This window comes from Paenibacillus sp. J31R122, assembly GCF_056269185.1.
In genome coordinates this window covers 247290-260896 of the sequence record NZ_JBWDNM010000005.1, presented here as the reverse complement: position 1 = coordinate 260896, position 13607 = coordinate 247290, and the positions used below count along the sequence as shown (strand labels likewise).

Annotated in this window: 9 protein-coding genes; 1 reads left to right on the top strand and 8 read right to left on the bottom strand. The window is 43.2% G+C overall.

What is annotated here, in order from left to right:
• Positions 1-572: 572 nt before the first annotated feature.
• Positions 573-3161: a DUF4855 domain-containing protein gene (locus tag AC0YN7_RS10865; RefSeq protein WP_475810002.1), complete on the top strand. Its 2589-nt coding sequence runs from the start codon at positions 573-575 to the stop codon at positions 3159-3161.
• A gap of 161 nt (positions 3162-3322) precedes the next feature.
• Here the strand turns inward: AC0YN7_RS10865 and AC0YN7_RS10860 are convergent, their stop codons facing one another.
• From AC0YN7_RS10860 to AC0YN7_RS10825, 8 genes are all read right to left on the bottom strand, one after another.
• On the bottom strand, positions 3323-4597 hold the full coding sequence (locus tag AC0YN7_RS10860; protein WP_475810001.1) for a Gfo/Idh/MocA family protein: 1275 nt from the start codon (positions 4595-4597) through the stop codon (positions 3323-3325).
• 92 nt (positions 4598-4689) lie between these two features.
• The gene (locus AC0YN7_RS10855; RefSeq protein WP_475810000.1) at positions 4690-6372 is read right to left on the bottom strand and encodes a response regulator; all 1683 of its coding nucleotides are present in this window, start codon (positions 6370-6372) and stop codon (positions 4690-4692) included.
• A 13-nt stretch (positions 6373-6385) separates the two neighbouring features.
• Complete coding sequence (locus AC0YN7_RS10850) at positions 6386-8119, bottom strand: sensor histidine kinase (protein WP_475809999.1); 1734 nt, start codon at positions 8117-8119, stop codon at positions 6386-6388.
• Positions 8120-8154: 35 nt separating this feature from the next.
• Complete coding sequence (locus tag AC0YN7_RS10845; RefSeq protein ID WP_475809998.1) at positions 8155-9039, bottom strand: carbohydrate ABC transporter permease; 885 nt, start codon at positions 9037-9039, stop codon at positions 8155-8157.
• A gap of 33 nt (positions 9040-9072) precedes the next feature.
• Complete coding sequence (locus AC0YN7_RS10840) at positions 9073-9978, bottom strand: ABC transporter permease (protein WP_475809997.1); 906 nt, start codon at positions 9976-9978, stop codon at positions 9073-9075.
• Between the two features lie 96 nt (positions 9979-10074).
• Positions 10075-11745: an extracellular solute-binding protein gene (locus AC0YN7_RS10835; protein WP_475809996.1), complete on the bottom strand. Its 1671-nt coding sequence runs from the start codon at positions 11743-11745 to the stop codon at positions 10075-10077.
• A 273-nt stretch (positions 11746-12018) separates the two neighbouring features.
• Entirely contained in the window at positions 12019-13158 is a 1140-nt protein-coding gene (locus AC0YN7_RS10830; protein ID WP_475809995.1) for a glycerate kinase, read from the bottom strand.
• Between the two features lie 45 nt (positions 13159-13203).
• Positions 13204-13590: a winged helix-turn-helix transcriptional regulator gene (locus tag AC0YN7_RS10825; protein ID WP_475810129.1), complete on the bottom strand. Its 387-nt coding sequence runs from the start codon at positions 13588-13590 to the stop codon at positions 13204-13206.
• Positions 13591-13607: the final 17 nt, after the last annotated feature.

The window sequence follows — 13607 nt, the reverse complement described above, 5'->3', positions numbered from 1 at the left end:
TAAGATCCTCGCACCGGTTTTTTTTGCCTGATTATGATTAGGAAAAAACTCCATCTCATCTCATCTCTTCTCATCTCATCTCATCCTCACCTCTCTTCTTAAGGCAGCATCCCCCCCTAGCGCGTTGAACTCCAAATCCATAGGATTTATTTTTGTACCATTTTATACGATATCTTCCTCCGTCCTTACTTCTATGTTCATGGACCATCTATCACCTTGAATTCTCGAAACCAGCTTAATGTGAGCTTACCCGACTTAAAGACACTAGCTCGTTTGTTCCATCCATCTTAAAGGTAGCCTGTATGTTTTGATTTGATTATTAACCCCTATCACACCACGCGTGACTTTTTCTGAAGCAAGTAAACAAATGTATATAAAAGTAAGAAGTTATCTCTTTGAAAGAAGTGTCAATTTTCATAATGTAACAGTAAGGACATTGCTATAAGCTTCTACATCGATCGTGATGGAAGCACGGAAAGGGGGAACGAGTATCGCAAGAAGCTTGAAAAGAAAAGAATCGCATTTAATGGCTGAAGTTTCACTACTCTAGAATAGAAAGGGAGCTAACATTAATGAGAGCGAATAAAAGATGGATTGCTATCACAATTATTGCAGTTATGTTGTTGACACTGGTTCCGGTATCACAAGCGGAAGAAGGACAGCCGGGGTTCCGTAATCTTGCTCTTGGGCTCGGTTATGAATGGTCGGAAGAACCGGAAGCAAAATATCCTGATAATAGTAAGAAGCTTACGGATGGAATACATGGCAATTTGGATATGTCAGATCCAGCGTGGGTAGGACATGTGAAAAAGATGACACGCGAAGTCGTGTTTGATTTAGGCGAGAAAAAGTCTATTTCGAATATTAAAGCGCGGTTTATGCAGGATTGGCCAACCAACTCCATGCTTGTGCCTTTGACGGTCTCCATGTACGTCTCTGACGACAAGGAAAATTGGGGAACGCTTTCACACAATTCTACCCAGCTTCTTTGGGGAGATGGACCGCCAAGAGAAGAAATCTATGAATGGGATGGCAGCAGAGATGGGATCAAAAGCGGAAATTCTGACGCGGAGATGGCGTATGCTCGTTATGTGAAAGTAACCTTCTCGATGCATAGCAGAGCTTGGACCTTTATTGATGAGGTTGAAATTTTGGGAGCAGATGGACAACTGGAAGGAGCGGAGTCAGTTCCCGCTGAACAGCCCGCCTTTTTAAAGCCGGGAGAAGCAACGGCCGGCATTAGCAATCTTGGATTGCTCTATAATGGTCAATATGCGAATGATAAAGGGACTTGGACGAAGGAACGGATTATTCCTAATATCAGTTATGTAGACGGGACAGGTAAGCCAGTAGATTGGCTCTTTGACGGCGTTCTTTATCTCGGTCTTACATCACCTGCCGGTCGAGACTACGGTGGTGGAGCAAATCTGGATGACTGGAAATGGTATTTGGATAAGACTTTTGCTGAAACTGGCGATATGCAGCAGTTAAATGAAGCAACAAAGGAAGTCGGAGTCGGGCTAAATCAGTCTGATCATAAGGTAAAGGTTGTTTTGATGATTCCAGATCCAGGTGAGAGCTTGAACAACTTCGGGGATATTGATAACGATGGTGTGACTGAAAGCTTCAATGCTTCTGAAGTCGGAAATGAACAAGCGTTAGCAAATAGAGAGAAAGTGGTTCAATGGTGGTTAAATGAGGTGGAACAGAGATGGGGAGCTAAAAATTATTCCAATCTTGAGCTAGTCGGCATGTACTGGCTGGAAGAACAAATCAGTACCAGCGCTACGGGTCCCGATTTGATTCGTTCGACGAGCAATAAAGTTCATGACATGAACCTTAAGCTGTTCTGGATACCCCACTTCTTGGCATACAAAAGCCATATGTGGAAGGATGTCGGGTTTGATGCAGTAGCCTTCCAACCTAACTACTTTTTCGAAGAGCTGGGCGAAGATCGTCTTGAAGACGCTTCCAACATAGCTAAAGGCTACGGGATGAGCCTTGAACTTGAGTTCGATGATCGCATGCTGACAGACAGCGTATTCCGCGAGCGGTATGTTGATTATTTGAACAGCGGTGTTACGACTGGTCTGATGCAAAATGGTTTTAAAGCCTACTACCAAGGTAATAATGCCGTGTTTGATACTGCGATAAGCACTGATCCTGCAACACGTATTTTGTACGATTGGCTATATCAATTTGTGAGTGGAACGTATCAAATTAACAATGCTGCTCCTCCAGAGGTAGATGTACAAATTAACGGCCAAATGCTTCAAAGTGAAGCAACCGTGTCTGATTTGGATCCCGTTCAGTTTACATGGTCAATAAAAAATGATGATGGCAGCGGATTGGTTAAAGCAACCGCTACCTTTAATGGCAGGCCTTATACACCGGGCACAGTCATTGATCTCACCGGTAAACCCGGAAAGCATGAGTTGATTATAACCGTAGCAGCGGGAAAATCTCAGAAAACATCCTACGTAATTGAAGCAATCACTAACGCCTCCAACCAGAAAAAGTTAGTTGAACGCTTCGATGAAACCAAACAATTCACCAATAATAAAGCAGCTCGTTCCCTGATCAAAGACTTGGAAATGATAAAGCGGTTCAAAGGCACCGATGAGGTAAAGGCTACAAAGTATTTAAAAAGCTATAATGCTAAGCTAGACCTTCTGCAGAAAGACCATATCATTTCAGAAGCAGCGTACATTACGCTGAAGGAAGGCGTCTATTACCTAATTGGAAACTTGGCTTTGAATAAAGACGCAAAAGCATCTACGGTTGAAGCCTCCAGTCCTAATTATGCGCCCGAGAAAGCTGTTGACGAATTCCCGGCTTCAAGATGGGCAAGTGAGCTAATTAACAATACCTGGTTCCAGGTTGATCTTGGTAAAACGACGGAGTTTGATACGATTAGAATCGATTGGGAATATGCCCGCGCTAAAACATACAAGCTGCTCGTTTCTGATGATAATCAAAACTGGACTAGTATTATTAAAGGAAATAATGGAGTCATTAACGCAAAAGATGGAAAAGAGACGGTTCATTTTGATCCGATCAAGGCAAGATACATTAAATTTGAAGGGATTGAAAGAGCTACATTTTACGGATATTCCTTCTATGATTTTGGTGTCTACAACCTTTCGGCGCCGAGGAAGTAAAGTCAAATGAAGCAAGCCGATCGAAAAGAAGACCATTGGTCTTACATTCGATCGGCTTTTTTTGTAATGTAATAGCTTATAACAGTGCTCTAAGCTGCATCGCGCACAACAAAAAAATGTCCCCAAAGCAGCTTCAATCTGCTTCAGGGACAACCCGTCATCTATACCGTCATTTCTTCCTTCTTCTGCATATCCGAAATCTTGACAGCCATCCCCTCATACAATCTTGAATGCTCGGCTGCAAATGCCATCAAGTGGCTTTGCAGTGACGCCGTTGCAGATGTTAAGCCATGGGATGGATTGCTGTCAAACTGGCGAACATCACGCAGGAACGAGCTCACCATGCGTTCATCTCCGCCTCCGTGGCCGTCTCCTTCGACATTGCAGCGAATCTCGAGCTGTTCTCCAGTAACATAGCGGTATAACGTAAAGGACCCTTTATCCATATCTCCAATGATTTCGCCCTGCGTTCCCATAATTTGAACCCGGCGTGTACCGCTTTGTGTCAGCCCTGACATGATGAACGACGCGTTCGCTCCATTTTCGAATGCCATATTAACGACCTGATGATCAACGACATTGTTATCACAGCGATATACACAGCGCCCAAAAGGTCCTTCTTTAAGAGCCTTTAATATCCCTTCTTGCGATAAATCATTCGTCATATAACGCGCCCAAGGGTGATGCGGTGGCTGCATATACATTTTCATTGCCGAGAAAGCACATTCCTTTTCAACCGCACAGCCATCAATACAGCGTTCCGCCGAGCCTTCCGGGGCATTCTCCGATCTAAAATGAAGCAATGAGCCATACGAGCTTACGCTTGTACACGGCTGCTTCATCAGCCAGGATATAATGTCCAGATCATGACAGGATTTGGCCAAAATCATCGGACTCGTCTCCTCTGAATTTCTCCAATTGCCGCGCACATAGCTATGCGTCATATGGTGATAGCCGACGTTCTCCGTTAATTGAATCGTGCCCACGGTTCCGAGCTCGCCATCCTCAATACATTTTTTGATTCCCGACCAGAAAGGTGAATAACGAAGAACATGCGTGACAACAAGTAGCCGCTTAAATCGATGTGAAGCCTGCTCCAGCTGGATACATTCCTCCAAGGACGGAGACATCGGCTTCTCTAGCATGACGTGATAGCCCAGCTCCATCGCTTTCATCGCCGGTAAATAATGCATAGGGTCCAGTGTACAGATGATCATCACATCCGCAATACGACCTTGATCAAATGCTTTTTCCCAAGAATCATAGACATGCTCCGGGTCGATTTGATGAGTCTCCGCAAACCGATTTCTACGCTCATCGTCCGGCTCGGCTACCGCGATAATTTTTAACTCATTCGGAAATTTCTCAGCATAGGGTCCATAAATGTATCTCCCTCTACTGCCTGCGCCTAGTAATACAGCTGTTAAAGTACTCAAAACTTTTCCTCCTCTTGTACACCTTCTGTACTTCCATTTTAAAGGGATAGGCCGGGAGGAAAAAGAGATCGTTATTTACAATCCATATACAATTATTGACCTTGGATTTGCGATTGGCATCGTGCCATACGGAAGTCCTGTGGCGTCATTTCGTTCTGCTTCTTAAAAAAGCGAATAAAAGCGAGTGCTGAGTTATATCCTAGTGCGGCAGCAATTTCATTTACTTTCATCGAAGTGTTCAAAAGCATGTCTTTTGCAATCAAATTTTTGTAGTCGTTCACATATTTCGATAAACCGATGCCAGTAATTTGCTTATAGTGCCTAGACAAATAGGATGGATTGAGGCCCACATAATCTGCCAGTGCTGTTAAAGAAATATCAGTAGATACATGCTCCTCGATATAGCGATGCACCTTGTTAACAACCTCTGTCGGCAATTGCGTACCCCGCAGCGTATTCCATTCGAAGAAGCAGTCGGCCATTTGCCTATAATACTGAATCAGCTCCGGCCATGAATTTGAATCCCCGTACCGATACAACTTATCCAAATCCAACTGCGTATTCATATAATCCCGGATGTCTCTGTTTTTATGGATATAGAACAGGAACACCGCCGAGAGGGAATGATATAATTCAATCTTACGCTCACTAGGAGCTCCCCAATCATTCCATATAGCCGTGAGCTCGACATACAGCTTATTAAATTGCTCCCGATGGTTATTCTCGAGAAAGCTCATGAGCAATTGAACCCGAGCATGATAAAAGCTGTCATGATGGCTGCTCACCTTATCTTTGATCTCTTCCTTCTGAATATCCTTATCCGTCATAATGACCTCATTAAATAATCCATGCCCTTGCACCAAACCGTATTTGATCGAATGAAACCGCTCCGATAGGTTATTCCATGTGATCACTTCGCTTCCGAGAAGGAAAGAAACCGAAAGTCCCAGCAGCTTCTTGCATGCTCCTTGAACATTTTCCAGAATACCGCTCGTATAACGATGAGCTCTCATCCAGTCCAAGCTACTGGGATCAGCGGACAATTCATCTGAGGCTTTCGGTTGAATGATCCAAACGATCTTTGTCAGCTCGAATACAACAGGGTAGCTTATTACCTGCACCCTCAAGTATTCGTCGCAAATATTTTGCATCGCGTAGGTCAACAACGCTTTATCCCGCGTGGTGAACAGCTCTTTCCAAGCATCTATCCTTCCAACAAGCAAATATACCGGCAATGCGGCATCAAGCGGAATATCTATTTCTTTGAAGGACTGATCTAACTGACTCTCCGTTACTTGCTTGCCTTGAAAGAGTCCCCACATATACTCCTTTTGCATCGATGGCAACGCCAATCTCATTTTCGATTCCGTTCTCGCGATCAGCTGTACCTGATCCTGTTCTTCTTCAATTTTCTCGATGGCTCGTTCCACAGACTGAACAATTTTCTCGTCGCTTTCTACCTTTAGAATATAATCAAACCCGCCGTAAGTAATGGCGTTCCTTGCATATTGGAAGTCATTATAGCCGGTTAGAAAAATAACTTTGCAGGCAGGCCACTGTGACCTGATTTCCTGCAACAGCTCGATCCCTTCAATTCCAGGCATCTTAATGTCGGAAACGACAATATCGATGCGATGATGAGTCATAACCTCCAAAGCTTCTTCACCTGAATAAGCTTTCATCAACTCGATCTGCAAATGTTCTGTCTGTTCAAATAGCTCAAGAAGACCATCAACGATGATCGGAAGGTCATCGACAATAAGCAGTCTGTACATGCTGATTCCCCCTCTAACTTACACTCAGCTTGATTCCTACCTGCAATCCGCCTAATTCAGATCGTGACACCATAATGCCATATTCCTCTCCGTAGCGCAGTTGAATTCTGCGATGAACATTCATAATTCCTGTCGTTTCCTCAATCCGATTCGTTGAATGGCGCAGCTTCTTCCGAAGAAGCTCAATATCTTCATCCGTAATGCTTTGACCGTTATCTTCAACGTACATCAAAAATACATTTTCTTGCTGCTTACTATGCACCCATAACTCGCCAGGTTTAAGCATATTGCCTAACGCGTGCTTATAAGCATTCTCGATGATCGGCTGCAAAATCAGCCTTGGAACTTGAATAGCAGGAACTTCTCCTTCAAACAAAACCTCTATCCGTTCCCCGTAACAGATCGATTGCATCTCTACATAAGTGCGAGAATGCTCCACCTCAAGCTCGAACGGAATGTCATCCTCATCGTTGCGGGTAATGAATTGAAAGTATTGTCCAATATATAAACAAAATTGATAAGCCTTCTCCTTCTGACTATCTGATTTGATCAAACGACATAGTACAAAAAAACAATTATATAAAAAATGAGGATTAATCTGCGATTGCAGTCGTTTCAGCTCCGAGCGTTGACTCCGAATTTGCTGCTCATAATTTTCCTCAATTAATGTTTTCAAGGATCGCACAGTATTATTAAACGCTTGGTACAAATAACCGAACTCATCCGCTCCACGGTCGATGACCATCGGCTCAAGCCTGTTCTGCTGAACTCGACGGAAGGAGTGTACCAGCTTCATCAAAGGTCGATAAATAAATCGCAATAAAAAATAGGTAAAAAACAATACGATACACACGGCAAGTATGCAAGCCCACCAGAATAAGGTTCGATACATCTGTAATGAGCCTAAGACCGACTCTTCAGGTATACAGGTAATTGAATAGGAATTCCAAAAGTTAGAATATTTATACACAGTAAGAAATCGCTTACCATTATAAATAATGGTTTCGTAGCCTTCGTCGGAATTCGATTCCCGCTTCTCCAATGCAAAGGCTTTCATTTTCTCCAACAAAGCCGACTCCACACCACTTTCGATGCTCCAGCCGCGTTCCAAATTAAGCAGCACACTCTGTCCGCCTCGTGTCCCGCCAATTTGCGATAGTGTTTCTTTAATCTTAATAGTCGATAATTCAACCCCAACAATATATAACGGATTTTTGACTGTATTAATCGGATATTGCATCGTAATAAACAATCGATCTTTCCAGTAAATGAACGGTTCATCATACAGTTTCTCACTATGCCGCATCGATCTATATTCAAGCTCACTCAAGTGAGTTTCAAAATTATTGCTCAGAATAGTACGTTTGATTAATGGAATATAGGCCTTTGCTTCTCTAATAAATGGACTTGAGTTTTTCATAAGCTCCAGTCGTCGCTGGATATCCAATATTTTGCGGGCCCGATCATAGGAGCTCATGTCTGTACCCGTTGCTGCAATTTCCATCAAATCTTTGTCCATCACATAGTTTGGCAAATAACGGCTAATCCGATCCGCTTCCTTATCCAGCGAGTCCATATAAAACCGTGTCGTATTCAGAACCGATTCTGAGATTTCACTGCGAACATTGTCCGAGCCCTTCTCATTAATCATCCAAGTAATCGCCATCAGCGGCAACAAGGCCGCCAGAAAGGCAGCCATAATTTTCTTGAATATGGAGGAGTCATGCAAAAAGAATGAGCTTTTCATCGTTTGTTCTCCCGTATTAGTAGAGCACTCCGATACTATCCTTTCACACTTCCCATTACTATCCCTTTTATGAAAAACCTCTGTAAAAACGGATAGACAATAAGAATCGGAAATGCCGCTACGAAAATTTGTGCCGCTCGGCTTGTGCGATCAGACAGCTTGAGCATTAATTCGACATTCTCCGCTTTAATAAAGCGGAAATCCATCTTGATAATGACAGTCTGTAGAAACGTCTGCAGCGGATAATTCTCAGTATGATTCATATACAGCATACCGTCAAACCAACTATTCCAATGTCCCACCATCGTGAGGAGTCCCGTCGTTGCGAGTGCAGGCAAAGATAGCGGTACATATATTTTCCACAATGTAGTGAAATGGCCTGCGCCATCTATACGCGAGGATTCCTCTAGTTCCTTAGGCAAATTACGATAAAAGTTAAGCAGTAGGATGACATTGAACACAGGAATAGCTGTTGGCAATACTAAAGCCCACATTGTGTCTATCAGGCCGAGTGATTTGACAGTCAGATAAGAAGGGATAAGACCGCCGCTAAACAAAATCGTAAATACGAATAGCCAGGCATAAAAGGTTCTAAGCCGAAATTGACTAGGATCTTTGGACAACGGATATGCCGTTAATATCATCAAGAACATACTAATCGATGTTCCCAGAACAACACGCTGGACCGAAACCCAGAACGCACGCAAATATTCCGGTTTTCCAAATACATTATCATAAGCAGCAGTTGTGAAATCAACCGGCCACAGAGAAACCTGGCCGGCTGCCGCCGCAGCTCCAGAGCTGAATGAGATCGCCAATATATGAATGATAGGCATTAGACATAAGAAGGATATTAGCGCTAGAAAAATAAAGTTGCTCACTACAAATATTTTTCTGCCCACTGATCGGTTTGTAACCACGGTATGTCTCCCTTCTGAATTACGAACGCATCATTAAAAAATGCGGTAATTCGCTACACGATAGGCTAAAATATAAGAAAGAGAAATGAATATAAAAGATACAATGGATTTCAATAGACCTACTGCTGTGGCAAAACCGAATTGCGCCTGTTGCACACCCATACGATAGACAAAGGTATCGATAATATCTGCGCTTTCATAGACGGGGGGGCTATACAGGTTAAAGATTTGTTCAAATCCAGCATTGAGGACATTCCCGATATTAAGCGTAAACATAAGCACGATGATCGGCATCATTCCAGGCAGTGTTACATGAAAGGTCTGTTTGATCCGTCCTGCGCCGTCAATCTCCGCCGCTTCGTAAAGCGATGGGTTGATGCCTGTTAGCGCTGCCAGATAGACAATCGTACCGAATCCAAATTCCTTCCACACATCCGATGCGACCATCACATACGGAAACCAATCATTACTACCCAAGAAAAAGATAGGCTTTATACCGAATAAACCAAGCAGTTGATTGAAAATACCTGAGGATGGAGACAACACATCAACCAAAATCCCGCTTAACAAAACCCAAGATAGAAAGTGCGGCAAGTAAACAAGCGTCTGGAACGTACGTTTTATCCATTCTTTCCGAAGCTCATTAAGCAATATCGCAACCGTAATAGGTACAATTAGTCCAGCTATGATTTTCATAACGGCAATATAAACCGTATTGATGAAAATACGCCCGATATCCGGATAATCAATTAATAATTGAAAGTTTTTCATACCGATAAATGGTGAGCCGAACAAGCCTTTGTTCGGTATATATTTCTGGAAAGCCATAATGATGCCTGCCATCGGGACATAGCTGAAAATCAAAAGCAAAGCGATTCCTGGAAGCAGCATCATATGAAGAGGCCATTCCCTCTTCCAAATCCGTGTTAGTACATTCATGTCATTCACCTCGCTGTTTGACTAAAGAGTTGATTCAAAATGGTTAATAAAAAGAGGGATTGATTCATCCAATCCCTCAATTTATCCGCTTTGCGATTATTTCTTATTCGCGAACAACTCATTTACTTCTTTAGTAATTTCATCGCCGCCAAGCTTTTTCCAGTCTTCTACGAATTTATCGAATTCATCAACGGAAACTTGATTCATAATAATTTTGAAGAATACCTCATCCCGCTTTTTGAGCAAAATTTCCTGTCTATCTACCATAGTCGGTGTTGGTGCACCATAAAATTTATTTTGCAAATATTGTTTGTTCTTCTGAATTGGCGGAACTAGTGAAAACACGCCCTTCGGACCTGAAATCAAATATTCCCACCACATGCTTGTATCTCCGTCAACGTATTTCATCGCACGCTCATACCGCGTTTTATGATCCTTCGTCACCAAAATACTTGTATCCTTGTTTTCAATAGCTACTGGCAGCACTTCACCGTTGTTGTCCAGTTGTTTACCTACACGAAGAGGACTAATCAGCCAGTAATTGTTGCCTTTCTCTACAAGATCTTTACCGAATTCATATACTTTTTGCTCAGCTGTTGGATGATTGTCAACTGCAATCCAATGGTTAAGCAATCTAATAACGCCTTCTGGATGCTTCGCTTTCTTGGAGATGACATAATATTCGTCAACACCCAGTCCGATTTGCGATAATGCAGGGTTGCTATCCACTGATGGAATCGGGAATGCGCCCCACTCCTGTACAACTTTGCCGTCCTTTACAGCGCCTTTAATGAGCTGAGCTGGAGTCCATGATGCGCCAAATACCATACCGATGCTATTGTCATAGATCAGTTCAGCAGCTTTCTCCACATCTTTAACAGCGAATTCAGGATCAAGCAATCCTTTCTTGAACATATCCTGAAGCGCGGCAAGCGCTTCCTTCATTTGCGGCTGAATATCACTATTAACCAATCCGCCCTTGCCATCCTCCATCCAAATATTTTCATATGCATGATAGCTATTGAGGAATGCTCGTAATCCGGTTACACCTGTATCAATAATAAATGGGTTTTTGCTCACTGCAAGCCCATAAGATGTACCTGTACCGCCAGGAGCTTTGGCTTTAAAAGCCTCTGCAATAGCCATGAAATCCGCCATCGTCTTCGGTTCAGGCAAATTCAGCTCTTTCAGCCAATCCGTACGTACATAGAGATATTGATAGTTGTACGGATTGTATGAGCTAGGAATACCCATTAGCTTATTATCGAACATAGCGGTCTTCATCTGCATACCGCCATCCATCGTTAGAAACTTCTTCGTTTCCTCCGTGGCATTTTTGTCATACACTTCCGTCAAATCCATGATCATATCCGCTTCGGTCAGCTCTTTCAGTTGTGTAGCATCAACCTTGAGGAAATCTGGAAGGTCGTCAGAAGCGATTGTGATTTTTACCTTTTCCTTGAACTGACTAACATCGGCTATCCACTTGTTCGTAATCTTAACGCCAATGTCTTTCTCGTAAGCGTCATAGACGGCATTTTTTTCGAAGCTCTCGCCTTCATCGAACTTCAAATATTGATCACTTGGAGAAACCGTCGAAACTTCAATCACTTCATTTGTTTGCTCAGCTGTCGGGCTTGGAGACTTTTCCGGCTCCTTCGTGTTATTACCCGTGTTATTACCCGCATTATTACCGCATGCGGTAATAGCCAAGCAAAGAATCAATGCGACGACCATGAGCACCTTACTATTCTTCTTCTTCTTCATACTACCCCTCCATATTGTCTCAATATAGGCAGCTGCTGCTTTCATGCAGCTTCCCTTCATAGTTCTAGTATAGGAATGACAGCGACCTTCATCCATATACTAGTCTTTACTTTCGTATACACCTCTTGACTCCGCAAGTGCCAGCTTGTACAAGCAAGAGTAGAGAGCCGATGCTGTCCTCAAAAAAAAGAACCCTAACTTTTCGCCAAAATAGTCGGGATTCTTCACTGCAGCAAATTCTATTATAATTTATCTCAGGTTGATTCATTTCTATCACTCCGAGTCCGTAAGTTTGATGATGCGCAAAATTTGTTCCGCTGCTTCTTCTAATAAAGACGCAGTCTGTTTCATTGCTTCTTCAAGTGTCATAGGCCGGTTAACAATACTTAAGACCGCTGTTACTCCATGCTGGTACAAGCTATCGATCCCTTTGCCGATAGACCCTGCCAGTACAATGACGGGCACTCCATGTGCCTGGGCAACTTTTGCAACACCGAATGGCGTTTTGCCATGCGCTGTTTGGAAATCCACCTGTCCTTCTCCAGTAATAACTAGGTCTGCTTCACGAACAGCCGCTTCAAGCTCTGTAACCCGAGTAACGATCGACACCCCTGATTCCAATACGCCGTTCAAGAAAGCAAGAATACCGCCCGACAAGCCGCCCGCCGCTCCTGTACCTGGAAGATCATGAATGGCAATACCTCGTTCACGCTCAATGACATCTGCGAAATGCTTCAAATTATTATCCAGCTGTTTAACCATCTCTGCTGATGCGCCCTTCTGGGGGCCGAAAACCGCTGAGGCTCCTTTCGTGCCGACAAATGGGTTGTCCACATCACACGCGACAGTAAATCGACTTTCCGCAATACGCGGATCCATCTCATTTGTTCTAATCATGGCTAGTTTATCTAAGCTTCCGCCGCCATATCCAATCTGATTGCCTTCCACATCCAGCAAATCCACACCTAAAGCCTGCAGCATGCCGGCTCCTCCGTCATTTGTCGCGCTTCCTCCCACAGCTATAATAAAATTACGGCAGCCTTGGTTCAGCGCAGCTCTTATCAATTGCCCTACCCCATAGGTCGTCGTAATTAATGGGTTTCTTTCCTGGCTTTCAATTAGATATAAACCTGATGACATCGCCATTTCTATGACACAGGTCATCCCATCCCCCAATATTCCAAAACCAGACTCAATAATACGTCCCAACGGGTCCTGAACAGAAGTTTTTACGAACCGCCCTTTTGTTGCATCGATTAGACAGTCCATCGTTCCTTCGCCGCCATCTGCCATCGGAATAACTTTGGTTACGCTTTCAGGAAGGGCTTTATTGATGCCTCTCTCAATCGCTAACCCTACTTCCTGAGCAGATAAACTGCCTTTGAATGAATCCGGTGCTATGATAATGTTCATCCTTCGTTTGTCTCCCCCGCTTGTGACGTTGTTTGTAACTACTTCTTAATTATCGACTAGCACGTCCTCTGGCTTATTATTTAAAATATTATCTTCTAGTACAGCAAACTTATCTCCGTATTCTTTAATAATATGCTGTTCTCCCCAATTGCATAAGGAATCCAATATGGATTTCAAACTCCATCCATATTCACTGAGCTCATACTCCACTTTAGGAGGAACCTGATTGTAGCTGATCCTATTTACGATACCGTCCTGTTCTAATTCTTTTAATTGCTGAGTTAGCATCTTTTGAGTAATAACGGGCATTACACGTTTCAACTCACTTGGTCGTTTTTTGCCATGTGTTAGATGACAAAGGATTACACATTTCCATTTCCCTCCAATTACTTCCAGAGTCGCTTCCACTGAAATGTTATATTTCTTCTTAATCACGGTCTTAACCTCCA